The sequence below is a fragment of the Lentzea miocenica genome (assembly GCF_033949945.1).
Taxonomy (GTDB): domain Bacteria; phylum Actinomycetota; class Actinomycetes; order Mycobacteriales; family Pseudonocardiaceae; genus Lentzea; species Lentzea miocenica.
In genome coordinates this window covers 157,783-182,163 of the sequence record NZ_JAXAVW010000017.1, presented here as the reverse complement: position 1 = coordinate 182,163, position 24,381 = coordinate 157,783, and the positions used below count along the sequence as shown (strand labels likewise).

General features: G+C 68.7%; 27 protein-coding genes. 12 read left to right on the top strand and 15 right to left on the bottom strand.

Annotated features, from left to right (window positions below):
- The first annotated feature begins 20 nt into the window (after positions 1-20).
- Positions 21-1,070, top strand: coding sequence for an alkene reductase (locus SK803_RS22100; protein WP_319967943.1), 1,050 nt, complete (start codon positions 21-23; stop codon positions 1,068-1,070).
- Here the strand turns inward: SK803_RS22100 and SK803_RS22095 are convergent.
- On the bottom strand, positions 1,061-1,648 hold the full coding sequence (locus SK803_RS22095) for a TetR/AcrR family transcriptional regulator (protein ID WP_319967942.1): 588 nt from the start codon (positions 1,646-1,648) through the stop codon (positions 1,061-1,063). The two genes, SK803_RS22100 and SK803_RS22095, sit on opposite strands and share 10 nt — an antisense overlap.
- 93 nt (positions 1,649-1,741) lie before the next feature.
- Here SK803_RS22095 and SK803_RS22090 point away from each other — a divergent pair, with 93 nt between their 5' ends.
- Positions 1,742-2,125, top strand: coding sequence for a nuclear transport factor 2 family protein (locus tag SK803_RS22090; RefSeq protein ID WP_319967941.1), 384 nt, complete (start codon positions 1,742-1,744; stop codon positions 2,123-2,125).
- Positions 2,122-2,919, top strand: coding sequence for a Rossmann-fold NAD(P)-binding domain-containing protein (locus tag SK803_RS22085; protein WP_319967940.1), 798 nt, complete (start codon positions 2,122-2,124; stop codon positions 2,917-2,919). Before SK803_RS22090 ends, SK803_RS22085 begins: the two co-directional genes overlap by 4 nt.
- On the opposite strand, the gene SK803_RS22080 is transcribed toward SK803_RS22085, so the two are convergent.
- The 6 genes from SK803_RS22080 to SK803_RS22055 form a co-directional block, all read right to left on the bottom strand.
- On the bottom strand, positions 2,897-3,415 hold the full coding sequence (locus tag SK803_RS22080; protein ID WP_319967939.1) for a pyridoxamine 5'-phosphate oxidase family protein: 519 nt from the start codon (positions 3,413-3,415) through the stop codon (positions 2,897-2,899). The two genes, SK803_RS22085 and SK803_RS22080, sit on opposite strands and share 23 nt — an antisense overlap.
- A gap of 36 nt (positions 3,416-3,451) precedes the next feature.
- Positions 3,452-4,768, bottom strand: a complete 1,317-nt coding sequence (locus SK803_RS22075) for a hypothetical protein (protein ID WP_319967938.1) — start codon at positions 4,766-4,768, stop codon at positions 3,452-3,454.
- Between the two features lie 41 nt (positions 4,769-4,809).
- A complete protein-coding gene (locus SK803_RS22070) occupies positions 4,810-6,291 on the bottom strand; it encodes a glycoside hydrolase family protein (protein WP_319967937.1) in 1,482 nt (493 codons plus the stop codon).
- Between the two features lie 230 nt (positions 6,292-6,521).
- Positions 6,522-7,274 carry a phosphotransferase gene (locus tag SK803_RS22065; RefSeq protein ID WP_319967936.1) on the bottom strand — a complete coding sequence of 251 codons (753 nt, stop codon included), beginning with the start codon at positions 7,272-7,274 and terminating at the stop codon, positions 6,522-6,524.
- A complete protein-coding gene (locus SK803_RS22060; protein WP_319967935.1) occupies positions 7,274-7,915 on the bottom strand; it encodes a response regulator transcription factor in 642 nt (213 codons plus the stop codon). The genes SK803_RS22065 and SK803_RS22060 overlap by 1 nt, the downstream gene beginning before the upstream one ends.
- Positions 7,906-9,030: a sensor histidine kinase gene (locus SK803_RS22055; RefSeq protein WP_319967934.1), complete on the bottom strand. Its 1,125-nt coding sequence runs from the start codon at positions 9,028-9,030 to the stop codon at positions 7,906-7,908. Before SK803_RS22055 ends, SK803_RS22060 begins: the two co-directional genes overlap by 10 nt.
- Before the next feature lie 162 nt (positions 9,031-9,192).
- Between SK803_RS22055 and SK803_RS22050 the strand changes: the two genes are divergently transcribed.
- Positions 9,193-9,834: a DedA family protein gene (locus tag SK803_RS22050; RefSeq protein ID WP_319967965.1), complete on the top strand. Its 642-nt coding sequence runs from the start codon at positions 9,193-9,195 to the stop codon at positions 9,832-9,834.
- An 829-nt stretch (positions 9,835-10,663) separates the two neighbouring features.
- Here the strand turns inward: SK803_RS22050 and SK803_RS22045 are convergent.
- From SK803_RS22045 to SK803_RS22030, 4 genes are all read right to left on the bottom strand, one after another.
- Positions 10,664-11,689, bottom strand: coding sequence for an amidohydrolase family protein (locus SK803_RS22045; RefSeq protein ID WP_319967933.1), 1,026 nt, complete (start codon positions 11,687-11,689; stop codon positions 10,664-10,666).
- A gap of 57 nt (positions 11,690-11,746) precedes the next feature.
- A complete protein-coding gene (gene katG / locus SK803_RS22040) occupies positions 11,747-13,978 on the bottom strand; it encodes a catalase/peroxidase HPI (RefSeq protein WP_319967932.1) in 2,232 nt (743 codons plus the stop codon).
- A gap of 19 nt (positions 13,979-13,997) precedes the next feature.
- Positions 13,998-14,432, bottom strand: coding sequence for a Fur family transcriptional regulator (locus SK803_RS22035; RefSeq protein WP_319967931.1), 435 nt, complete (start codon positions 14,430-14,432; stop codon positions 13,998-14,000).
- Positions 14,433-14,499: 67 nt separating this feature from the next.
- Positions 14,500-15,894: an aminotransferase-like domain-containing protein gene (locus tag SK803_RS22030; protein ID WP_319967930.1), complete on the bottom strand. Its 1,395-nt coding sequence runs from the start codon at positions 15,892-15,894 to the stop codon at positions 14,500-14,502.
- Between SK803_RS22030 and SK803_RS22025 the strand changes: the two genes are divergently transcribed.
- The 5 genes from SK803_RS22025 (at position 15,893) to SK803_RS22005 (ending at position 18,743) form a co-directional block, all read left to right on the top strand.
- Complete coding sequence (locus tag SK803_RS22025; RefSeq protein ID WP_319967929.1) at positions 15,893-16,807, top strand: DMT family transporter; 915 nt, start codon at positions 15,893-15,895, stop codon at positions 16,805-16,807. The two genes, SK803_RS22030 and SK803_RS22025, sit on opposite strands and share 2 nt — an antisense overlap.
- A 90-nt stretch (positions 16,808-16,897) precedes the next feature.
- Complete coding sequence (locus SK803_RS22020; protein ID WP_319967928.1) at positions 16,898-17,437, top strand: DUF6939 family protein; 540 nt, start codon at positions 16,898-16,900, stop codon at positions 17,435-17,437.
- Positions 17,438-17,505: 68 nt separating this feature from the next.
- Positions 17,506-17,853 carry an MmcQ/YjbR family DNA-binding protein gene (locus tag SK803_RS22015; RefSeq protein ID WP_319967927.1) on the top strand — a complete coding sequence of 116 codons (348 nt, stop codon included), beginning with the start codon at positions 17,506-17,508 and terminating at the stop codon, positions 17,851-17,853.
- The gene (locus tag SK803_RS22010) at positions 17,850-18,209 is read left to right on the top strand and encodes a VOC family protein (protein ID WP_319967926.1); all 360 of its coding nucleotides are present in this window, start codon (positions 17,850-17,852) and stop codon (positions 18,207-18,209) included. The genes SK803_RS22015 and SK803_RS22010 overlap by 4 nt, the downstream gene beginning before the upstream one ends.
- A 129-nt stretch (positions 18,210-18,338) precedes the next feature.
- A complete protein-coding gene (locus SK803_RS22005) occupies positions 18,339-18,743 on the top strand; it encodes a peptidase inhibitor family I36 protein (protein ID WP_319967925.1) in 405 nt (134 codons plus the stop codon).
- Here the strand turns inward: SK803_RS22005 and SK803_RS22000 are convergent.
- Both SK803_RS22000 and SK803_RS21995 read right to left on the bottom strand, forming a co-directional pair.
- Complete coding sequence (locus SK803_RS22000) at positions 18,740-19,429, bottom strand: AfsR/SARP family transcriptional regulator (protein WP_319967924.1); 690 nt, start codon at positions 19,427-19,429, stop codon at positions 18,740-18,742. The two genes, SK803_RS22005 and SK803_RS22000, sit on opposite strands and share 4 nt — an antisense overlap.
- Before the next feature lie 104 nt (positions 19,430-19,533).
- Positions 19,534-20,412 carry a serine hydrolase gene (locus tag SK803_RS21995; protein ID WP_319967923.1) on the bottom strand — a complete coding sequence of 293 codons (879 nt, stop codon included), beginning with the start codon at positions 20,410-20,412 and terminating at the stop codon, positions 19,534-19,536.
- Between the two features lie 149 nt (positions 20,413-20,561).
- Here SK803_RS21995 and SK803_RS21990 point away from each other — a divergent pair, with 149 nt between their 5' ends.
- From SK803_RS21990 to SK803_RS21980, 3 genes are read left to right on the top strand one after another with little or no spacing between them, the layout of a single operon-like run.
- On the top strand, positions 20,562-20,984 hold the full coding sequence (locus SK803_RS21990) for a hypothetical protein (protein ID WP_319967922.1): 423 nt from the start codon (positions 20,562-20,564) through the stop codon (positions 20,982-20,984).
- Positions 20,981-21,202: a helix-turn-helix transcriptional regulator gene (locus SK803_RS21985; protein ID WP_319967921.1), complete on the top strand. Its 222-nt coding sequence runs from the start codon at positions 20,981-20,983 to the stop codon at positions 21,200-21,202. The genes SK803_RS21990 and SK803_RS21985 overlap by 4 nt, the downstream gene beginning before the upstream one ends.
- Positions 21,199-22,143, top strand: a complete 945-nt coding sequence (locus tag SK803_RS21980) for an NAD(P)-dependent alcohol dehydrogenase (protein WP_319967920.1) — start codon at positions 21,199-21,201, stop codon at positions 22,141-22,143. Before SK803_RS21985 ends, SK803_RS21980 begins: the two co-directional genes overlap by 4 nt.
- Here the strand turns inward: SK803_RS21980 and SK803_RS21975 are convergent.
- Entirely contained in the window at positions 22,101-23,372 is a 1,272-nt protein-coding gene (locus SK803_RS21975) for an amidohydrolase family protein (RefSeq protein ID WP_319967919.1), read from the bottom strand. The two genes, SK803_RS21980 and SK803_RS21975, sit on opposite strands and share 43 nt — an antisense overlap.
- Positions 23,373-23,669: 297 nt before the next feature.
- Positions 23,670-24,320, bottom strand: coding sequence for a GTP cyclohydrolase II (gene ribA / locus SK803_RS21970; protein WP_319967918.1), 651 nt, complete (start codon positions 24,318-24,320; stop codon positions 23,670-23,672).
- Positions 24,321-24,381: the final 61 nt, after the last annotated feature.

The following is a 24,381-nucleotide window of genomic DNA, read 5'->3' as shown; positions in this document are numbered from 1 at the left end:
AGGTTCCTAGCCTAGCTCTCATGCTTCTCACCAGCTACCGACTCGGAAACCTGACCCTGCCGAACCGCCTCGTCATGGCGCCGATGACCCGCGCACGAGCCGTGGACGGCAAACCGACCGCTACAACCGCCACCTACTACGCCCAACGCGCCACCGCCGGGCTCATCGTCACCGAGGGCGTGCACCCGAACGCGCCAGGCCAGGCCGGTCCGTTCATGCCCGGCATCCACACCGACGAGCAGGTCGCGGCCTGGCGTGTCGTCACGGACGCCGTGCACGCCAACGGCGGCCGGATCTTCGCCCAGCTCATGCACGGTGGCCGCATCGGTCACCCCGAGGTCGCCGGGCACCACCCGCTCGCTCCGTCGGCGATCGCGGCCCAGACCGAGGTGTTCACGTCCGAGGGCGTGCGGCCCGCACCGGTGCCGCTCGCGTTGACGGCTTCCGGTGTGCAGGACCAGGTTCAGGCGTTCGCTGATGCGGCACGCAAGGCGGTCGACGCAGGGTTCGACGGGGTCGAGCTGCACGGCGCGAACGGCTACCTGATCCAGCAGTTCCTGTCCTCCAACGCGAACCAGCGCACGGACGGCTACGGCGGCTCGATCACCGGCCGCATCCGGTTCGCCGTCGAAGCGGTCGAGGCGGCGGCGGACGCCATCGGTGCGGACCGCGTCGGCATCCGGCTCTCACCCGGCGGGCAGGTCCAGGACATCGTCGAGGACGAGATGCCCGCGCTGTACTCGGCGCTGCTGGAGGCGTTGCCGGACATCGCTTACGTCCACGTGCTCGCGACCGCCGACGACGAGGTGCTGATGGGGCTGCGCAAGGCGTGGCCGACGGCGTTCATCCTCAACCCCGGCGGCCAGATCGGCCCGCACGAGAGCACCCGCGAGCAGGGCGAACGCTGGCTCGCCAACGGCGCCGACCTGATCAGCTACGGCCGCGCCTACCTCGGCAACCCCGACCTGGTCGAACGGTTCCGGCTCGGCCTGCCGCTGGTCAGCACCGACCGCGAGACGTGGTTCCAGACCGAGGCCGGGTACGTCGACCACCCCAGCTATCAGCACTGAAGCGCGCGCATCAGGTGGTCGACGAGCCGTTCGAGGTAGTCGGGCTCGATCTCGGCACGGCGCACCGACAGCCGCCAGTAGACGGGCGCGGCGATCAGGTCGAGTGCGATCTCGACGTCGAAGTACGGTGGTAGCTCACGACGTTCGACCGCCCGCCGCAACGCGATGGCACCGAGCTCGCGGCGCGGTTCGCCGATGGTCGCGCTGATCGCCTGGGCCAGCGCGGGATTGCGGACCGCCTCGGCGGTGAGGTCCGGCAGGATCGTGGCGAACCGCGGGTGGGTCAGCCAGTCGTGCACCGCCGTGACGCTCGCCAGCAGATCGCCGCGCAACGACCCTGTGTCCGCGACTTCGGCCAGTGGCACGGAGAACTCCGACAGCGCCGCGACCACCATGTCCTGTTTGGACGGCCAGCGCCGGTACAGCGCGCTCTTGCCGACCTCCGCGCGTTTGGCGACCGCCTCCATCGACAGCCGGCCATAACCGTGCAGGGCCAGTTCGTCGAGCACGGCCTCGGTTATCGCGGAGGTGACCTGAGGCTGCAGCACGGCGGCGCCGGTCGGGGTGCGCTTGCTCATGACGCACATCATAGGACTGGACGAGACGGTCCCGTCCCGCCTAAGTTTGGACGGGACGGGACCGTCTCGTCCATTTCGTTCGGAGGAACATCCGTGGACCTCATCCCGAAGGCACTGCAGCTGCTGCTGGACAAGGACATGATCGGGTTCGCCGGCCTGTGGGCCGAGGACGGCGTGATGGAGTTCCCGTTCGCGCCGCCCGGCTACCCGACCCGGTTGGAGGGTCGTGCGGCGATTGAGGACTACCTGCGCGACTACCCGAAGATGCTGGACATCCAGAGTTTTCCGAAGCAGGTGGTGCACCAGAGCGTCGATCCGGACGTCGCCGTGGTCGAGTTCGACGCCGAGGGTGTCGTGGTGCCGACCGGCAAGCCGTACCGGTTCTCCTACATCGCGGTGATCACCGTCAGGAACGGCGAGATCATCTCGTACCGCGACTACTGGAACCCGCTCTACGTGCAGGAGCTCGCGGGATGAACGTGCTGGTCATCGGCGGTACCGGCACGACCGGCAGCAGGCTCGCCGCGCTGTTGCCGAATGCGCGCATCGGTACCCGGAAGCCCACCCGGGACGACCACGTGCGGTTCGACTGGGACGACCCGGCGACGTTTGAAGATTCACTTCGCGGGATAGACGGGGTGTACCTGATCCCTCCGGTGGGGGTCGTCGATCCCCTTCCGGTGGTCGAGTCGTTTCTCGCTCGAGCGCGGCTCGTGCGGCGGGTGGTACTGCTGAGCTCGTCCGCGGTGCGGGAGAGCGCCACGGGGATGGGCGCTCTCCCCGCACTGGTCAGGACCATGCCGGAGTGGGCGGTGCTGCGGCCGTCGTGGTTCATGCAGAACTTCACCGGTGACCACGCGGTGGCGGCGGGCGTCCGCGCCGGCCAGATCGTCACGGCGACCGGTGACGGCAGGGTCGGGTTCGTCGACGCTGCGGACATCGCCGCCGTCGCCGCCCGCGCGTTGCTGGACCCGTTGCCGCACAACACAGATCACCTGATCACCGGACCGGAGGCGCTCAGCTACGCCGATGCCGCCGCGATCATGACCGAGGTCACCGGCCGCCCGGTCCGGCACCGCTCGGTCAGCACCGAGGAACTGTCCGAACGGCTCGCCGCGTGGCTGCCCCCGGAGTTCGCCGCGGTCCTCGCCGGCCTCGACGAGGACATCCGGGGTGGCGCCGAAGACCGGGTCAGCACGACCGTTCTCGACGTGACGGGCCGGCCGGCGCGGTCGTTCCGGGACTTCATCAGCCGAACGTCCACCGGGTAGCGCCGCTCGGTTCCGCGGTGGCGACGGCGTGGGCCGCGGTCAGCGAGATCCGGTAGACGTACCAGGGCGGCGGGCCGCCGCTCGGCGCGGTGTAGGGCGCGGTGAAGGCGGCACCCTCCCGTTCGGCCGCCCAGCCACCTGAGCGGTATCGCGCGGCGACACGGTCCAAAGTGGACTCTTCGGTGACCCGGTGAGCCGTGCCCTCCAGCACGAGGTCCAGCCCGGTCAGCCGCACCGACACCGTGCAGGCCGGATTCGCCGCGAGGTTGCGCGACTTGCGGGTGCCGGGTCCGCTCACGAACCACAGGGTGTCCTCGAACCAGGCGGCGCCTATGCCCACCGAGTGCGGCCTGCCGTCCGGGCGCACGGTGTTCAGGAAGAACGGCACGTCCTTCGCCGCGGATTCGGTGGCGAGCAGTTCCTGCGCACGGGCCCACTCCAGGGCGGGGCAGCCGTACTGGTCGAGGTTGCGGGTCTCAATCGTCGTGTTCGTCATGCACATGCGTCGAACGGGGATCCGCGTTTTCGACAGCTAGCCCAAGGAGCGGCACGGCACCACGAAGAACCAGTCCTTCGGCTCGTGCTCCAGCCGTGCCTCCGGCGCTCCCGCCGAGCACTCCGCACGGGCCTTCGCGACGCTCTCGTCCCACGGCACGCCCTTCAGCACCGGCCCGCGCTCCTGCAGGTACCAGAAGAAGCTGACGATCACGATGATCCCGATCAGGTACCGGCTGCCGCCCACCACCGCGCGTCCCCAGATCACCGACGGCGTCGCGTCGAGCCCCACGAAGATCGCGGTGAACAGGAACAGGCACGGCGCGATGCTGTAGCGCTGCGCGGCCATCACGACCTCGGGCGCCTGCACCTGGAGGACGTGCGTCCAGTTCAGCACCAGGCACGCGACGATGACGATCACGCTGTACGCCACGGCGACCACCGCGAGCGTCCGTCCCGCCCGGTCGCCGAACCACAGGCCCGCCACGATCGGCACGGCCGCGATCAGCAGCGTCACGAGGATCAGCGCGTTGCCCTGGGCCGGGTAGAAGTCGGCGACCCGCTCAGATCCGGTGAACGCCACCACCGGCACCCGCAACAGGCTCGCCAGCAGCACCTGCACCGGGTCGATCTCGTCGTGCGAGTACGGCGTCCTGGTCGCGAAGATCATCGCGATGGCCTGCACCACCAGCCCGGCGAGGAACGCGATCGGCACTTCCTTGCGCGCCAGGAAAAGCCGCACCAAAGCGATCGGCGCCAGGACGAAGACGAGCGGGCTGGTCACGGCGGCGAGGAACACGAACAACGCGACCGGCCAGCGCGGGGCGTTGCGCCACAACAACGCCCAGAAAGCGCCGAACAGCAGGAACCAGTGCAGGTTCGACATGTTGTTCAACGTCTCGGAGTTGCCCGCGGGCAGCACGATGACCAGCGCCGCCAGCGCGAACCGCATCGGCGTCGACTTCAGGTACGCCTTGGAGCCCGCGAACGTGATCAGCGCGACCAGCGCCCGCAGCATCGCGGCGGCGACCGCGAACCCGGCGGCCGTCCACTCGATCGGCAGCAACGCGATCACTTCGGCGACCAGTCGCGGCACCGTGTGCAGGTAGCCGCCGTACGGCTCGATCAGGTTCTGCAGCGTGGGGAACCGGACCGCGTCGACCATGAACCGGGCGCCGTCCTCGGCCCACAGGTGGTCGAGCCGGGCCCAGCCGGCGGGGATGAGCAGCAGGAACAGCATCGAACCGAGGAACGCGAACGCCATGCCCAGCCACGCTCGTTCGTGCGGAGGTTCGGCGGGCAGCGGGAGCACGCTCTCCGCGAGTGCCTTCGGTCGTTCCAGCGTCGCCGTCACTGCGTTCCCCCATGTCCGGTTCACCGGGCACGGTACCGGGGTCAGGTCAGGAGGCGTTCGTAGCGGTCCCACTGCTCCTGGGTCACCACGGTGACCTCGGAGGAGTTCGACTCGGCCACCTCGAGCGAGTTGATCACCATCAGCTTGTTGTTCACCAGCAACCCGACCAGGCCGTTCGGACCGAGCACCGCGGGAACGGCCGCCGGGACGCGGACCGCGACCTGGAACGAGTCGACGATCTTCGGCCGCCAGCCCAGCACGCCGCGGGCGTACTTCGCCGCCGCCGAGCCGCGTTCGAACCGGACCACCTTGTGGTCGATCACGACGTCGGCCGTGCGTTCGGGGGAGGGCACCGAGAAGCCGTCGAGCACGCCCGCCTCCTCCGGCGTCGCACAGCCGTTGAGCCCGAGCGCGTCGATGCCGAAGTGGCTGATGTTCGTCGGGGCGCCGGACCCTCCGGTCACGGTCGCGCGCAGCACGTCCAGCGCCACCTTGTCGCACGGTCCGCCGGGGTGGATCGGCGCGTGCCCCTCGGGGGTCCGCGCCAGGCCGGGGCCTTCCTTCCAGGAACCGGAGATCACCACCGGATCGAACGGGTGGCGGGTGAACTCCTTGTTCCAGAACGTGACGGTGGTGCCCTCGTCGGTCGAGTGGGCGATCGCGAACGCCGACGCGGCGTCGATCCACATCCAGTCCGCGCTGAACGCCTCGACCACGGACCGGGTGCGGGCCTCGTTGGTCTTCTGCACGGGCTTGAACCCCTGCGGGCTCAGCGTTTCGACACCCTTGGTGAACAGCGGGTCCTTCGAACGCAGGACGTACTGGCCAGCGCCGTTCGTGGCCCCGGCGAACCCGGTGGTGTCGGTGAAGAGCAGGTAGACCCACCCGTCGAGGTAGATGGCGGACTGCTGACCGGCGCCGTAGGTGTTCTCGCGAATGATGTCGTTCGACGTGCCGACGATCGCCTGGCCGCCGTTGGCCCGCGTCCAGCTCACGCCGTCCTTGCTGGTGGCGACGCCGACCGAGCTGCCGTTCGCGTGGTTGTCCCTGCTCGCGCCCGTGTAGTACAGGTAGTACGTGTCGCCGATCTTGATCAGCGACGGGTCGCACGTGTGCATCGCGTCGAAGTTGCCGCCGCTGCCGGAGAGCACCGGGTGCGCCGTGGTGAACGGACCGTCCAGGCCCGAGCCCTCGCTGTAGAGGATGTCGTCGCCGTTCGGCTGCGCGACGCCCATCTGGCTGCACCACCACGTGCGCACCTTGCCGCCGTCGAGCATGACGGCGGGCGCGTAGTTGTAAACCGCGTCCCCGGTCCCGGCGACGACCGTGCCGGGGCTCTGCCTGCCGTTCTCGACGGTGAGCTTGAGCTTGTCCCGCGGCGGCGGCGCCTTGGACTCCGACGTGGCCGGCTGGGTGGCGGGCTTGCCCACCGGGTCGCCGGCCGCCTGACTGGTGCACGCCGTGACCGCACTGAGGAGTGCGAGCGCAGCGAGCAACGCAAGAGGTCGACGTCTCAGGGGCACCCACCCATCATAGTGATCAACTCATCCGTACGGGTGAAGTCCCTTGCCCGAGTTCTGATTCATGCCTGGTCAATCGGTCTTTCCGGCTGCTCTGGTGAGTGCGATCCCGCTGCACAGGAGCACGATTCCCGAGATCAACGGCTCAATGGATCCGCGCCGGTGGCGGCCAGGGCGGCAGCGGCGTGGGCCTGTCGGCGTGGGTCACCTACAACCCGATGGGCAGCGCTGCGCTAGCTGGCCGGCGGGTGTTCGCGCACCGCGCACCGGCGGCGGAACCAAGCGAGGAACCTCGCCGGATCGCCGCCCTGCCGGAGCGCGGACACCGCGCCGGTCAGCGGGAACATCGCGGCGTGCGTGCGGGCGCGTTCGTAGAAGTCGGGACGGACGCGGCGAACCAGCGGCCAGCCGTAGCCGGCGAACGCGGCGGCGTCGAGTGCGGGGTCGCCGGCGCAGGCGAAGTCCCAGTCGATGATTCCGGTGACTTTTCCGTTGTGCCAGCGGAGGTTCACCGGGGCCAGGTCGCCGTGCACGAAGCCTCTGATGGTCGGCAGGTTCGCGAACCGTTGCAGGATGTCGGAAGCCTGGCCGCGTTCGTCAGCGGTGAGCAGCGGGAACACCAGCTCGGTGACCGTTTCGGCGACGTGACGCCCACCTGCGTGATGCAGCGGTTCGTCCAGCAGCGCAACGAGTTCGTCGTCCAGCTCGACCGCGGCCAACGCGTCGAGCACTTCGAGGACCGCCTCGTCGCTCGCGGTCTCCGAAGGCTTGCCGGGGACGTACGAGATGATGACGTGTGCCTGGCCCAGCGGCAGATCGAGCCGGTTCTCGAGGATTTCCGGTACGGCAAAGGGCAGATCGAGCTGTCCGATGCGTCCGAGTGCCTGGGCGCGGCGGCGGGCGTCGGCCAGATCGGTGCGAGGGAAGCGGGCGACCCACTTGCCCGGCTCCACCAGGGCGTCGTTGAACGTGCCGCGCTCGAACATCAGCTGCCCAGGTAGCGGACGACAGCCATCACGCGGCGGCTCAGGCCCGACGAGCCGGCGAGGCCGAGCTTGTCGAAGATCGCGTTGATGTGCTTCTCCGCGGAGCTCTGCGAGATGTGCAGCTGCTCGGAGATGCGGGCGTTCGTGAGGCCCTGCGCCATGAGTTCGAGGACGTCCTTCTCCCTTCTCGTCAGCGTTTCGAGCGGGTCGACGTGGGTCGTTCTGGTCAGCAGCCGTCGCACGACCTCCGGGTCGAACGCCGCGCCGCCGGCCGCGACCCGGTCCAGTGCCTCCAGGAACTCGTCCACCTGGGCCACGCGGTCTTTGAGCAGGTAGCCGACCTTGGTGCCGCCGGTGATCAGTTCGGTGGCGTAGCGGTTCTCGACGTACTGGGAGAGCACGAGCACGGCGATGTCCGGCCACGTTTCGCGGATCTTGAGGGCGGCGCGCATGCCGTCGTCCTTGTGGTCCGGCGGCATCCGGACGTCGGTGACCACGATGTCCGGCCGGTGTTCCTCGGTGGCCTTGAGCAACTCGGGTGCCGTGCCGACGGCGGCGACGACGTCGTGGCCCTCCTCGGCGAGCAACCGGATCAGGCCCTCGCGCAGCAGCGTCGAGTCCTCGGCCAGGATCACCCGCACGGCAACCTCGCAGTGATCGTGGTGGGGCCGCCGGCCGGGCTGGTCACCACGAAGTCGCCGTCCACCGCCTTGACCCTCCTGGCGAGCCCGGACAGCCCGGTGCCGCCGGGATCAGCGCCGCCGACGCCGTCGTCCCGCACCATGATCGTGATGTCTTTCCTGCTCTGCCACACCGAGATCTCGACGACCGACGGGGCAGCGTGCTTGGCCGCGTTGGTGACGGCCTCCGACACCACGAAGTAGATCACCGTCTCCAGCGCGGTGCCAGGCGACGACGTGAGCTGGTTGCTGATCTCGACGCGCACGCTGGACCGTTCCGCCAGCACCTCCAGCGCTCCGTCCAACCCGGAGTCGTCGAGCACGGCGGGGTAGACCCTGGTCGCGACCTCGCGCAGTTCGTCGATGGTCTCGCCCGCGGTGTCGTGCGCCTGACGCAGCAACTGCTGGAGCTGCTCGTCGTCCTTGGCTCTGCGTGCCCTGCCGATCAACATCCCGAGCGCGACGAGCCGCTGCTGGACGCCGTCGTGCAGGTCGCGCTCGATGCGTCTGCGCTCGTCGTCGATCGCCTCGATCACCTCGGCCCGCGTGCTGGTCAACTCCGCGACCCGTTGGCGCAGCAGCGTTTGCTGACTCGTGCCGAGCATCGTGGTGGCGAGCCACTGATCCAGCTTCGCCACCCCGGTGATGCCAGCCAGCGTGACGAAGATGAGCAACGCGCCCGGCACCGTCGCCACCGCGATCAGCTTCGTGTCGACCACGTCGCCGTCCTTGACGAGGCCCCACGTGCCGTCGAAGAGCCACGCCGTGATCATCGACAGCGCCGTGGTGAGGTAGAGCAACAACATCAGGACGACCCCGGCGCCCATGCCACCCACCAGCCACCGCACCCCGAGGTAACGCTGGCACCGGCGCGGCGTGAGCGGATCGGCGTGCGCCCCGTCCCCGTACCGCGCGATCCGCCGCAGTTCGAGCTCGGTCACCTTGACCACACCAACGCCCAGCACTGCCGCCAGCAGGTCCGGCAGGGCCGTCCACGCCCCCACCAGCACCCCGTAGAACGTCCGGAACCATCCGCGCACCAGCGATCCGGCGCTGAGCTGCTCGTCCTGATGCACATTCGCCACCGTACTGGCCGCCATCAGCCCCGGCATTGCGGTTTCCCGCACTATTGCCCTGCGGTTTCCCGCCAAATAGTCGACGGTCGACCTCATGGCGCCCCCGCCCACCCATTCCTAGCGTTGACCCCGACCGAAAACCGTTCCACGAGGGGAAAATCAATGCTGGCTGAATGGGCCGTCGACGTGATGGAGTCGTTGGGCGGCGTGGGCGCGGCCGTGGTCGTGGGCCTCGACAACCTGTTCCCGCCGATCCCGAGCGAACTGGTGCTACCCCTGGCCGGCTTCTCCGCGAGCAAAGGCGTGTTCAGCCTGCCAGCGGCCCTGTTCTGGACCACCCTGGGCTCCGTGGCGGGCGCCGTCATCGTCTACCTGGCAGGCATGCTCCTGGGCCGCGACCGCACCCGCCGCCTGGTGGCCCGCATTCCCCTGGTGCGCGTGACCGACTTCGACAAAACCGAAGCCTGGTTCACCCGCCACGGCACCAAAGCCGTGTTCTTCGGCCGAATGGTGCCGCTGTTCCGCAGCTTCATCTCACTGCCCGCAGGCGTAGAACGCATGAACTTCCCGCAATTCCTCGCGCTCACCACGTTGGGCAGCCTGATCTGGAACACCGTGTTCGTGGGCGCGGGCTACTTACTGGGCGAGAACTGGCACCGAGTCGAGGCCTACGCCGGCATCTTCCAGAAACTGGTGATCGCCGCCGTGGCCGTCGCCCTCACCCTGTTCGTCGTGACCCGCCTGCGTCAGCGCTCAAAGACCGACCCAGAGGCCACCGCCGTGCTGCCCCGCGTCAAGCGATAACGTTGCCACGCAACACAAACCGGCCGGTCCGCGCAAGCACGACGGGTGCGGCCCGCGCCGCGTCCGTGCGGTCTGGCGGCTGGCTCAGCGGACCACGTTGCCGCGCAGGGCTATCCGGCTGAGTCATGTGAGCACGACGGAAGCTTGGCCGGGTTGATGCGGTGGACGACGACGTCGGCGAACCCGTCGGCCGCCAGGTCGGCGGCCCGTGCCGCGTCCTCGCGGTCTGGAGGTCCTCTCGGTGGACCGTGTTGCCGCACAACACTATTCGGCCGGGCCACGCGGGCACGATGGGTACTGAGCTGGGTTGGGTGTGGTGGGTGACGACGTCGGTGAACCCTTGGGCCGCCAGCCTTGGCGCCCCAAGTAGCGTCCGCGTGGCCTGGTGGTTGGCACAGCGAACCGCGTTGCCGTGCAACAAGATCCGGCTGGGTTGCGTGAGCACGACGAGAGCTTGACCGGTTGGCGTGGTAGGCGGCGACGACCTGGGCAAACCCGTCGGCCACCAGGCCTCGGGTGCCTGAGCCGCGCCCATGCGGTCTGGTGGCTCGTTCAGCGGACCGCGTTGCCGCGCAACACAATCCGGCCGGACCGCGTGAGCGCGATGGGTACTGGGCTGGGTTGGTGTGGTGGGCGACGGCGTCGGTGCGCCCGTCGGCCACCGGGGCTCGGCGGCCTGAGTCGCGTCCGCGTGGGTCTGGCGGTTCGTTCAGCGAGCGACGTTGCAGTGCCGCACGATCCGGCTGGGTCGTGTGAGCCCGGCGGAAACTTGGCCGGGTCGGTGTGGTGGGCGACGACCTCGGTGAACCCGTCAGACTCGGCGGCTCGCTCAGCGGACCACGTTGCCGCGCAACACGATGCGGCTGGGTCGTGTGAGTGCGGATGGATCCTCGGTCGGGTCGGTGTCATAGGCGACAACGTCAGCGAGCCCGCCGTCAACCAACCCGGGCAGCCCGAGCCACTCCCGCGCGATCCACGACCCGGCCCCCACGGCCGCCTCCACCGGCATCCCGGCCTTGATCAGCCACGCGATCTCGCCGGCCACGTCCCCGCACGGCTTGTTGTCCGTCCCCGCCAACACCGTCACCCCGGCCTCGTGGGCGGCACGAACGGTGGGAAACGCGTGTTCCCACCCAGTCACGATCCACTCCCGCAGCCGCGCGTCCCCCGACGACGTCAGGTTCGAGATCGTCTTGGCGAACGCGGAGAACGTGGGCACGAACGCCGTCCCCTGGGCGGCCATTCGCGGAAGGAGCGAATGATCCAGATGCAGCCCGTGTTCAAGGCTGTCCGCGCCGGCCAGCACGGCGTTGCGGCAGCCCTCGGCGGTCTGGCAGTGCACGGCGACACGTGCACCGACGGCGTGCACGGCGTCGACTGTCGCCGTGAGAACGTCCAGCGGCACTGGCGGATCGTCCGGCATCCAGTCGCCGATCACTTTGCACCACCCCGCTGCGGCCTCCGAGACAGCGGCCGCGGGCAGCTCCTCCTCGGACACCCGCCTGCCGTAGCCGGGGAAGAAGCGGCCCGGTGTGGCCAGCCATCGGCCGCTGCGCGTCAGTCGGGGCAGGTCGGGATCGTCGGGACGGTCCAGCACTGGATCCGGAGAGCCGGGGGAGCGCACGGTCAGCACGCCGGCGGACCGGTGCGCGAGCATGTGTCGCCGGAACACGTCGTGCGAGTAGGCGTCGCCCGGCGATTCCATGCCGGGGTGCGAGTGCACGTCGACCAGTCCTGGCAGCAGCCACAAAGAGTCCGGAGTGGACGAAGCGGAAGCGCGCAACCGTTGCCCGTCCACGGCGAACGAGACCGGTGTGCGGGTGGGCAGAGCGATGCCCGAGATCGTGACCCCCATGAAAACGACGGTACCCCAGGCCGGGGGAGTGGCCTGGGGTACCGGGGAGGGGCTGGATCAGACGTCGTAGCGGTCCGCGTTCATGACCTTGTTCCACGCCACGACGAAGTCCGAGACGAACTTCGAGGAGGCGTCGTCACTCGCGTAGACCTCGGCGACGGCGCGCAGCTCGGAGTTCGAGCCGAACACCAGGTCGTTGCGGGTGGCGGTCCACCGGACGGCACCGGTGGAGCGGTCGCGGCCCTCGAAGTTCTCCTGGTCCTCGGTGACCGACTTCCACTCCGTCTCCATGTCGAGCAGGTTGACGAAGAAGTCGTTGGTCAGCGTCTCGGGCTTCGAGGTCAGCACGCCCGCCGACGAACCGTTGTGGTTGGCGCCCAGCACGCGCAGGCCGCCTACCAGCACGGTCATCTCCGGCGCGGAGAGGCCGAGCAGGTTCGCCCTGTCGATGAGCAGGTACTCCGACGGGAGCGGGGTGGCCTTGCCGCCGTAGTTGCGGAAGCCGTCGACGGTGGGTTCGAGCACGGCGAACGACTCGGCGTCGGTCTGCTCCTGCGTCGCGTCGGTGCGGCCCGCGAGGAACGGCACCTCGACGTCGTGGCCCGCTGCCTTGGCGGCCTGCTCGATCGCCGCGGCGCCGCCGAGGACGATCAGGTCGGCCAGCGAGACCTTCTTGCCGCCGGTCTGCGCGCTGTTGAAGGCTTCCCGCACGCCTTCGAGGGTGCGCAGCACCTGGGCGAGCTGGTCGGGCTCGTTGATCTCCCAGTCGCGCTGCGGCTCCAGGCGGATGCGGGCGCCGTTCGCGCCGCCGCGCTTGTCGCTCTGGCGGAACGACGAGGCCGAGGCCCACGCGGTCTTGACCAGCTGCGAGACCGAGAGGCCGGTCTCGAGGATCTTGGCCTTCAGCGAGGCCACGTCGTCAGCCGAGATCAGCTCGTGGTCGACGACCGGCAGGCGGTCCTGCCAGATCAGCTCCTCCTGCGGCACCTGCGGGCCGAGGTAGCGCTGGATCGGGCCCATGTCGCGGTGGGTCAGCTTGAACCACGCGCGGGAGAAGGCTTCCGCGAACGCCTCGTGGCTCTCCGCGAACTTGCGCGAGATCGGCTCGTAGATCGGGTCGACGCGCAGCGCGAGGTCCGTCGTGAGCATCATCGGCGTGCGGTTGAGGGTGCCGTCCTCGGGGTCCGGCACCGTGTTGGCGCCCGCGCCGTCCTTCGGCTTCCACTGGTGCGCGCCGGCCGGGGACTTGGTGAGCTCCCACTCGAACGCGAAGAGGTTCTGGAAGAACAGGTTCGTCCACTGGGTGGGCTTCTGGGTCCAGGTGACCTCGAGGCCGGAGGTGATGGTGTCACGGCCCTTGCCGGTGCCGTGCGTGCTGATCCAGCCGAAGCCCTGCGAGTCCATCAGCGCGCCCTCGGGCTCCGCGCCGACCAGCTCGGGGTCGCCGGCGCCGTGCGCCTTGCCGAAGGTGTGGCCACCGGCGATGAGCGCGACGGTCTCCTCGTCGTTCATGCCCATCCGGCCGAACGTCTCGCGGATGTCGCGGGCGGCGGACAGCGGGTCCGGGTTGCCGTTGGGGCCCTCCGGGTTGACGTAGATCAGGCCCATCTGCACCGCGGCCAGCGGGGACTCGAGGTCCCGCTCACCGCTGTAGCGCGAGTCGCCGCCGAGCCACGTGGTCTCCGGACCCCAGTAGACGTCCTCGTCCGGCTCCCACACGTCCGCGCGGCCACCGGCGAAGCCGAAGGTCTCGAAGCCCATGGTCTCCAGCGCGCGGTTGCCCGTGAAGATCATGAGGTCGGCCCAGGAGACCTTCCTGCCCCACTTCTTCTTGACCGGCCACAGCAGACGGCGGGCCTTGTCCAGGTTGCCGTTGTCCGGCCAGCTGTTCAGCGGGGCGAAGCGCTGCATGCCCGCGCCGGCGCCACCGCGGCCGTCGTGGGTGCGGTAGGTGCCCGCGCTGTGCCACGCCATGCGGATCATGAACGGGCCGTAGTGGCCGAAGTCCGCGGGCCACCAGTCCTTCGACTCGGTCAGCACGGCGTCGACGTCGCGGGCCAGCTCGTCGAGGTCGACGGTGAGGAACTCGCTCGCGTAGTCGAACTCGCCGCCCATCGGGTTCGCCTGGACGGGGTGCTTGCGGAGGATCCGCAGGTTGAGCTGCTTCGGCCACCAGTCACGGTTGCCGCCGCCCTCGGTGGGGTGGCTGAGTCGCCCGTGCGCGACCGGGCAGCCGCCCGCCTCCTCCACGTTCAGCTCGCTCAGCTTGGCGTCAGTGCTGTCGGACACGGGAATCCTTCCGGGATGTTCAGGAACTTTTCGCGGCGGTCGTGCACTCGGGGCAGGTGCCCCAGTAGATGACCTCGGCCTCGTCGATGACGAACCCGTGGTCGTCGGACGCGTCCAGACAGGGCGCGGCACCGACGGCGCAGTCGACGTCGGCGATGGCACCGCAGGATCTGCACACGACGTGGTGGTGGTTGTCCCCGACGCGAGCCTCATAACGCGCGACCGAGCCCTGGGGCTCGATGCGTCGCAACAGGCCTGCTCCGGTCAGCGCGCGGAGCACGTCGTACACGGCCTGATGGGAGACCGCGCCGAGGTTCTGGCGCACGACACCGATGATCGAGTCCGTGTCGGCGTGGGGATGACCGTGCACCGCGGACAGCACAGCTATCCGTGGAGCAGTCACTCGAAGTGACGCTCCACGCAACATGCGCTCGAAGTCGGAAGCCGTGGGCACAGACCTCACCCTGCCGTCTTTTCTTGAGTGAGTCAAGTTAATGAACCGTGCAATTCACTCGACCCGGTCATCGCCGCACGGCGGTCACGGCCTCGGCCAGCCGCCGCACGCCCTCGGCGAGCACGTGCTCAGGTGCGCCGCCGTAGGTCAAACGGAGAAAACTGCCCGGCGGTTCAGCGGCGAACCACGGCCGTCCCGGAAACACCACGACGTCCCTCGCTGCCGCGGCCGTCGTCAGCTCCAGGTCGTCGACGCCGTCCGGCAACGTCGCCCACAGGTGCAGGCCACCGGACGACCGCGCGATCTCGAACTCCGGCAGGTGCTCGTGAAGCGTGCGCGCCAGAGAGTCACGCCTGGCCCTCAAGGACTGCTGGAGCGTGCGCAGGTGCCGGCGCCAGACCGGGGACGTCACGAAGTCGATCGCCGCCTCCTGCAACGGCCCCGCCACGTACAGGTCCTGCCGCGACCTGGTGTTCTTCAGACGGGTACCGGCCGGTCCGCGCGCCCCGATCACGGCGACGCGCAGCCCCGGAGCGGCGACCTTCGTCAGCGAGCGGACGTAGACGACGTGACCGTCGCTGTCCTGCGAGGCCAGCGTCGGCGGTGCGGTGCCGTCGATCGTGAAGCCGCGTGCCCAGTCGTCCTCGACGAGGAACGCGCCCATGCCGCGGATGATCCGCATGACCTCGGACCGTCGCTCGTCGGACAACACGGCACCGTGCGGGTTCGCGTGCAACGGCTGGCAGTAGAAGACCTTCGCGCCGGTCCGTTCGAACGCGGCCTGGAGCAGGTCCGGCCGCACGCCGTCCTGATCCGCCGGCACCGGAACGACCTTGAGCCCCGCGTCGCGTGCGGCCGCGATCGCCCCCAGGTAGGTGGGCGACTCGACGAGCACGGCGTCACCGCGGTCACCGAGCCCGCGGAACACCGTCGCGAGCGCTTCCTGCGCGCCCGCGCACACCGTCATGTCGCCCGCCCGGAGCTCGCCGCCCGCCTCCTTCGCGAACCACGCGCGCAGCTCTTCCTTGCCCTCGACCGGAACGCGGCCCCACGACGCGGGCCGCCGTGCCGCCCGGCTCAGCGCGGCTCCGAGTGCGTCCGTGGGCTGCAGATCGGGGTCGAGGTAGCCGCTGGACAGCGGGATGGCCTCGGGTTTCGGCACCGCGACGAGGTTCGCCACGAGTTCCTCGCCCGGCCTGCCCTCGCCGAGCGCGACGGCCTGCCACGACAGGTCCTGGCTGGTGGCAGGCGTGTGCGGGGCGACGTAACTGCCGCGCCCCGGCCGCACCTCGACGAGTCCTTCGGCCGCCACGCGCTGGATCGCCTGCTGCACCGTCGCGGGTGAGGCCCTGTGCCGCGCCATCAGGTCGCGCACCGAGGGCATGCGTTCACCCGCGCGTCCGGCGAGTGCGGTGGCTCTCAGGTCCTCGATAACGCGGACGGCTGCGTTATCATCATTCATGAGAGCCAAGAGTAACGTTATCGCGCCAGCGGGGGTAACACTCGGCGCACTGGGCGTGCTGGGTTTCAGCTTCTCCCTCCCGGCAACCCGCTTGGCAGTAGCGGGTCTCGACCCGTGGTTCGTCGCGTTCGGCCGCGCGGCCGTCGCCGGTGCCCTGGCGATCGCCTACCTTGCGTTATCGCGCGCACCGCGGCCGTCGGTAACGCAGGTGCGCCGCCTGGTCGTCGTCGCCGTGGGCATCGTGATCGGCTTCCCGCTCTTCACGTCCTTGGCTCTCACCACCCAGACCTCGGCCCACGGCGCCGTCGTGATCGCCGTGCTGCCCATGTCCACGGCGATCTGGGCTGTCGTCCGCGCCTCCGAACGCCCGCCCCTCGCGTTCTGGCTCTCCAGCGGCGCCGGCCTGCTGGCGGTGCTGGCCTTCGTCGCCACCGGCGGCGGCTTCTCCGGTTCGCTGAGCACCGCGGACGTCTACCTGCTGATCGCGGTGGTGTTGTGCGGCCTGGGATACGCCGAGGGCGGCGCGCTCTCCCGCGAACTGGGCGGTGCGCGAACGGTCTGCTGGGCCCTGGTCGTCTCGCTACCGGTGACCATCCCGGTTTCGTTCTACACAGCGGACTTCTCGCGCGCCACGCCCGTGGTCTGGCTGAGTTTCGCTTACGTGGCCCTGATCTCGATGTTCCTGGGCTTCTTCGCCTGGTACGCGGGCCTGGCCGCGGGCGGCGTCGCCAAGATCGGCCAGATCCAGCTGGCGCAACCGGTGCTGACCCTCATGTGGTCGGCCGTGGTGCTGGGCGAGCCGGTCGGCTGGCCCGCCCTCGCCACAGCAGCGGTCGTGGTCGTGTGTGTGGTGCTGACCCAACGCAGCCGCGTCACACCGACGACGGTCGCCGTGGGTCAACCAGTTCGTTGATGCCGGCGAGCAGGCTGATCCTGCCGTCGACGGCACCAGGCCGCGCCGAGCTCGCCGAAAATTGTCAGACCCTCCTGCCATCCTCGAACCATGCCGATCGAAGTGGCGAGCAAGCGCCGCAAGGTGACCCGCCCGGACGTGGTGGTCGTCGACGTGACCTCCCGCGGCCCGGACCCGTGGGTGCGCTTCAGTCCGTTCTACCCGCACGGCGACATCCCGGTCCCGATGTCGCCTGGTGTCACGAGCGCATCCGTCGAGGGTGTCTGGCAGGCGTTGAAGGTCTTCGAGAACTTCGACGTCGACCCGTCGAAGCTCGCGGTGACCTCCATGAAGGGTTTGAAACGCACGGTCCGCCGCTTCGGTCAGGTCCGCGGCCACCGCGCGGGCCTGACCGGCGACCGCCTCCTCGACTACCGCACGGCCCGCCACGAGATCTACCTGCCGACCTACCGCTGGGTCCTGGAGAACCGGCTGCGGGACGAGGTCGAGCGGCTGCACGAGTTAGTCGGGTCGGCGGACGTCGTTCTGCTCGACTACACGACCAACGGCGACCCCGACGACCTCAAGACCCCGTTGTCGCACGCGGCCCTGATCGCTGACCACGTGCGGAGGTTCGCGCCGGCGGTCTGACGGGAGATCGTCACGCCGGGCGGAATGCCCCGATTTATACTTCTGCCCTTCGGCTTTGGGGGTCGGCAGTGGCTACATCGAACAAGCAGCTCTTCAAGATCGTGGACGCGCTCGCCGAGGTGCAGCGCTCCTCCGGGCAGCAGTACGAGACGTTCCGGGTGCGGGGCAAGAACTTCGGCTACTACTGGCCGCGCACGCAGACCGTCGGGCTGAAGCAGACGCTGTCCGAGCAGCTGGCGCTGGTCGCGGAACGGCCGGACGTGTTCGAGGTGCAGTTCACGGCCGGCGGCTTCGGCTGGGTCGTCGTGTACCTGGAGGGCGTCGAGGCCGACGAGCTCGCGGAGCTGGTGTTCGAGGCGTGGCGGTTGTCGGCACCGGAGGAGCTCGTCGCCCAGGTACCGGACCTCGCGCGATGACCAGGGTCAAGTTCGAACTGCCCGCGGACGACCTCGGCCGCGCATCAGCGTTCTACCGCGACGTCTTCGGCTGGTCGACGCAGCAGCTGCCGTTCGACTACGTGCTCGTGGACACCGACGGCGAACCCGTTGATCCCCAGGACAGCGACGGCGGGATCTCGCCGCGCACCGAGTTCGTGCAGGGGCCGGTGCTGATCATCGACGTGCCGAGCATCGACGACGTGGCACAGAAGGTCGCGGACGCGGGTGGTGCACTCCTCAACGCCAAGGAACGCGTGGGGGACTTCGGGTACTCGCAGTACGTCAAGGACAGCGAGGGCACCGTGCTCTGCCTGTGGGAGTCGATTCAGGACTGACGGCGCAGTGTGGGCGATGTACCGGCGGACCTTCTACCGTGCGGACAGTTGCTCTTAGAAACCACTTAGCGGGCCGTGGAAGCCTCGTCGGCAGGCAGAGACAGACGCCTGACCGAAGGGGGAAATGTGATGATTCGCAAGGTTTTCGCGGTGGCGGGGGCCACCGCGGCGGCCGCGGCGCTGCTGATGTCGCCGCAGGCACAGGCACGAGAGGTGTTCACCTACACGAAGTCCGATGTGGGCGCGCAGCACTTCGACCACTGTCCGGCCAACCGCAGCTGCATCTTCGCCGGGCTCAACGGCGGCCACGGTTACGGCTCGTTCGCGAGCGGTGACGGTGACCTCGCCGACTCGTCCGGCCCGACCGGGCTGAACAACACGATGGAGAGCTTCTCCAACCGTCGTGGCGAGCTGTGGTGCTACTACGACGCCGGCGGCTTCAACAACCTGATCTTCCGCGTCGCCGCCGGTGCGCAGGGCAACCTGCTGGCGGAGCACCGCAACCGCGTGACATCGCTGAGGATCTGCCCTTAGGAGTTACCCCGCAGGATCCTGGTGTGCAACGCACGCAGGCCTGCTGACGGTTCGACGCCGAGCTCGCGGACCATCGTCGTGCGGTAGACGCTGTACGCACGCGATGCCTCCGCGAGCCGGCCCGTGTGCGCGAGCGCGGTCATCAGCTGGGCGCGGAACCGTTCGCGCAGCGGGTGTTCCGCGACGAGCTCCACCAGCTCGCCGACCAGATCGGCGCCGCGGCCGAGCTGCAGATCGGCCGCGATCCGCTCCTCGAGCGCCAGCACGTGGGTTTCGTCCAGCCCGCGTCCGAGATGTCCGCGCAGCTCCGCGAGAACGGGGCCGCGCCAGCGGGCAAGCGCCCTGCGCAACCTCGCCGCGCCCGCCGCGACAGCGCCCTCGGCGAGCATCTCGCGCGCACACTCCACGTCGTTGCGGAACAGATGGCTTTCGAGCTCGTCCGGACGCGCCAGCAGCCGGTAGCCGCGCGGGCGGGTGGTCGTGATCCGGTCGCGGCCGAGCAGGCGCCGCAACGCCGAGATGATGCCGTGGACCTGCGTCTTCGCCGACGCGGGCGGCGAACTGCCCCACAGCTCCTCGGCGATGCCGTCGATCGTCACGACGTCGTTGGCGTGGGCGGCCAGCATCGCCAGCACCACGCGCGTTTGCGGTGGTCCGAGCGGGACTTCTTCCCCTCGGAATTCCACCCGGACAGGCCCCAGTGTTCTGAACAGCCACATTCCGCGTTCCCCCGAAGCAGATCGTGTCTGAGACCCAGGGTGACACGGCAACGGGGAGTACCGCAGGCGAATCAGCGGAAGAGAATGCGGGTGATCTCCGTGTCCGTGACGCGACCGTCGTCGTAGTCGCCCTCGCCCTTGAGGTTGTTCATGATCGCGACCGTGTACCGCTCGTCCGTCCCGACGAACCCGACCGAGTTCATCACCCAGCCGCCGTCCTCCTCGGACCAGCCGTTCTTCGCGCCGGAGTCCGGTCCCCAGACGCCCCACTGCTGCTCGGGGCCGACCTGGCGCATCTGGCCGACGATGTAGGCGCGATCTTCGGCGGGCACGGTGTCGAGGACGTAGTTGATCAGCCGGTCGAGGTCGTTGGTCGTGCACTTCTCAAAGCCCCAGTAGGGGAAACTGGCCGAATATCCCTTTTGTGCGACCAAATCGGTCATCCCGTACTTGGGGAACGCCGCGTTGAACGTCGCGCCGCCGTACCGCTTCCACAGTGTGTCCGCCGCGTCGTCGTCGGAACTGTGCAGCATCGCGGTCATCAGCCTGCGGTCGTCGGCGGTCAGCTTGATCTTGCCGGACCTGTTGCGCTCCAGCAGGTTCACCACCATCGCGAGCTTGATCGTCGACGCCGTCCACGTCATGTCACCTGCGTGGTCGTTGCGCCAGGTGACCCCGGTCTTGCGGTCCCGCAGCACGATCCCGACGCTGCCCGGCCTGGTCTCGGCGTAGTTCTTCGCGTCCACGATCCGCTTCTGGAACGCGCACTCGAAACCGCTGTCGGGCAGCGCGCAGACCTCGGGCGTGGCGACCGCGGCAGCGGGGGTCGGCGAGGACGACTGCGACGACGACGAAGGCTGCGTGCGTGCGAGGGCGGGTGGCTCTGCCGTCACAGCGTGGCCGCACGCCGTGAGGGCAAGCGCGCACGCAACAAGGATCGGACGGAGCATGCGTCGCACGCTAATGGGTCCGATCGGAGGCAGTCGACCGCCAGACGGACGCGCCGATCTAGTCTCGGAAAAGTCAAAGATGTTTGACACGGTGTCCGGTTCGCTTTACCTTGGTCGTGTCAGGTTTCTTTGACATCGGGAGTGGGACCATGGCGGTCGAGGAGAAGAGAGCGTGGGCCATGGCGATCACCGCGGTGGTCGGTTATGCCGCGTATGTGCTGATCGTCCTGCTTGGCGCGGACGGACGACCGCTCGTTGAGGCGCCGTACGCCGGCGCACTGCTGTGGACGATCGTGTTCGGGATCGTCGTCGGCATCGTGTCCGGGATCTGGTTCGGGATCGCCGCGCGCGACGACGGCATGCAGGTCGACGAACGCGACCGGGAGATCGGCCGGTTCGGTGACCACATCGGCCAGTCGTTCGGTGTGATTGGCGGTGTCTCCGCGATGGCGCTGGCGGTGTTCGAGGCTCCGCACTTCTGGATCGCGAACGTGCTGTACCTGTGCTTCGTGCTGTCCGCCGTGCTCGGCTCGGTGGCCAAGATCTTCGCCTACCGGCGGGGGATGGCATGAAGCCGACGAAGGTCACGAACTCCATCCGTGCGTTGAGGTTCGCGCACGGCGAGATGAAGCAGGCCGATCTCGCGTCGGCGATCGGCATGACGCGGCAGACGTTGATCGCCATCGAGCAGGGGAAGTACTCGCCCTCTCTGGAGGTCGCGTTCAAGATCGCGCGCGTGTTCAAGGTGTCGCTCGAAGAGGTCTTCCAATATCCGGAGGAGGAGTCATGAAGGCTGTCGTGCAACGAAGATACGGATCGGCGGTGCTAGGTGACCTGGACGTGCCTGTGCCTGGGCAGGGCGAGGTTCTGCTGGAGGTGCGGGCGGCGGGCGTCGACATGGGCACGTGGCACCTGCTCGCCGGCAAGCCGTACCTGGTGCGGTTCATCGGTTTCGGGTTCCGCGGACCGAAGTCACCGGTACCGGGCCGCGACGTTTCCGGTGTGGTGACCCAGATCGGTCCCGGCGTGACCGAGTTCTCCGTCGGCGACGAGGTGTTCGGCACCTGCGAGGGGTCGTTCGCCGAGTACGCCGTCTCACCGGTCGCACGTCTGGCGCGCAAGCCGAAGGGCGTCTCGTTCACGGAGGCGGCCGCGGTGCCGATCTCGGGCGGGACCGCGCTGCAGGGACTGCGCGGAGTGCAACCGGGACAACGGGTTCTGGTGCTCGGCGCCGGCGGTGGTGTCGGGTCCTACGGGGTGCAGATCGCCAAAGCCCTTGGCGCGCATGTGACCGGCGTGTGCAGCACGCGAAAGCTGGATCTGGTGCGGTCGTTGGGCGCGGACGAAGTCGTCGACTACACGGTGGCGGACTTCACCGGTACGTACGACCTCATCCTCGACTGCGGCGGCAACAGGTCGTTGTCCCGGCTGCGCGAGGCGTCGACTCCGCGTGGGTCGGTGGTGCTGGTCGGTGCCGAGACCGGGGGAGCGATCACAGGTGGGTTCGAGCGGGCGTTGCTCGCGGCCGCGTTGAATCCGTTCGTGTCGCAGAAGCTTTCGCTGCTCATGTCGGAGGAACGCGGTGACGTGTTCGACGAGCTGCGGGTCATGATCGAAGCCGGGTCTGTGCGGGCGGCGGTCGAACGTGAGTTTCCGCTGTCGGAGGCGCTTGACGCGGTTGAGCACGTCTATTCGCGGCGGTCGGTCGGCAAGGTCGTCGTGACGATCTGACCGGCGATGATCACGGTGGTCACGTTGTGCAGGGCCGTGATGTCGCGCATCGGATCTCCTCGCACGGCGATGATGTCCGCGTCCCAGCCCGGTTTGAGCATGCCCTTGGTGAGGCCGAGGGATCTGGCCGCCTGGCTGGTGGCCGCTGCCAGGGCACCGGCGTTGGGCACGCCGCCCTTCACGAGGTCGGCTACCCCGTAGGCGATGATCCCGTGGCCCTTGCCGTTGGAGATTCCGCCGTCGGTGCCGGCGACTGTTCTCACGCCGTGGTCGTACATCTGGCCGGCCATGCTCACCTTGCCGGCGTAGCTCATGCCGATCTTCTCCCAGGCCTCCCTGATGAAGGGCGGTGGTTCCTGCGTGACGCCCAGCGTGTGGCAGACGGTGATCTCCGCTTCTGCCAAGGCGTCCAGGAGGTCTGGGGGGACTCGCATGCCGTGATCGGTGAGGCAGGAGAGGTGTTCCAGGCCGTCCACGCCGGCGGCTACGGCTCGTTGGGCTGAGGACAGGCTGTGGGTGTGGGCGGTCACCGGTAGGCCGTGTTTGTGGGCTTCCTCGACGACTGCGCGGAGTTCCTGTTCGGTGAACTGGCAGTCGGAGACGTTGGTGCCCGGGGTTGCGAAGCCGCCGCTGGCCATCACCTTGATGACGTCCACGTTGCGTTCGGCTCGTTCGCGGACGGAGTTGCGGAGGGCGTTCTCGCCGGTTGCTTCGCCGCCCATGGACCAGCAGTGGCCGGATTTGCTGGTTATCGGGGGGCCTGAGGCTTGGATGTGCTGGGTGTGGTTGCCGCGTTGGTTCACCACGGACCATTGGTGGTCGCCCAGGTCTCTCACCGTGGTCACGCCTGCGTGCAGGTGGCGGGTGAGGCTGTCTTTGATGACAGTGTCCAGGTGGTCTGGGGTGAAGCCGGGGAGGCGGTCCAGGGCCCCGTTCTCGCTGTCCGCGCAGAGGTGGACGTGGGTGTCGATCAGTCCTGGTAGGACGGTGGAGGTTGGGCCCAGGTCGATCAGTTCGGCGTTCGGGATTTCGGGGTGGCCCTGTTCGATCGCTTTTATGGTGCCGTTTTCGGTTACGACCGTGAGGGGGCCGGCGAGGGTGTGCTCGCCGTTGAAGGCACGACCTGCTCGGAGCGCCAGCATGTCGGACAGTTTGAGCTTCGGGTGGTGGGAAAGCAATGGGAGTTCGGGCTGGTTGCGCAGGGTTTCGCGGCTGTTGCGGGTGGTCACCTTTCCTGGGGGCTCCGCCCCAGACCCCGCCAATCTGATCTGGGGAGTCCTCCGCCGTGCGTGGGTTGATGGCACGCCAGTTGCGTTGGGCGGAGGCGCGTTGCGCAGGTGGTGCGGTCCGGGCGGGTCCCCGTCACAAGTCGGGCCAGAGCGCGCCACAACCAGGGAGAGCTGAAGCACGACTCGTGACGGGGACCCGCCCGGAGCGCTGTTTCAAGCGAAGAGCGCCTCGGCTTCACCATTGGGACTGCTCGCCTGCGGCTTCGCTTGGGGCCTTGCCTGCGGCTTCGGCGTGGGTTATCTGGCGTGCGGGAGGGTGAAGTTGTCCACCTGGGGGAGGTCGTGGCCCAGGCGGTCGCGTTTCGCGGTGAGGTACGCGATGTTGTGGGCGTTCGGGGTCATCAGAGAGGGGACTCTGGCGGTGACCGGGATGCCGTGGTTTTCCAGCGCCGCGATCTTGTCCGGGTTGTTGGACATGAGGCGTACGGATTGGACGCGGAGGTGGCGCAGTACGCGGGCGGCTGGGGCGTAGTCGCGGACGTCTACCGGGAGGCCCAGGGAGGTCGCGCTGTCCAGGGTGTCCAGGCCTTGGTCCTGGAGGACGTGGGTGCGGATCTTTGCCACCAAACCGATTCCTCGGCCTTCGTGGCCTCGCAGGTAGACGAGGATGCCGCTGCCTTCGCGGACGATCGTGTTGAGGGCGGCGTCCAGTTGTTCGCCGCACTCGCAGCGCATGGCGGCGAAGATGTCGCCGGTCATGCACTCCGAGTGGATGCGGACGAGGACGTTCTCGCGCAGTTTTGTCTTGCCGTAGACGAGGGCCATGTGTTCGTGGCCGTCCGCGCGGAACGCGACTGCGCGGAAGGTGCCACGGCGGGTCACCAGGTCGGACTCCGCTATGTCTTCGTCGTTGAAGGCCTGTTCGAACATCTCGGGTCCCCTCGTCACCAGGCTCCGTCCGAACGTTCAACTACGCTCGGAGCGAGATCGCACCGTAACCCGACCGCAC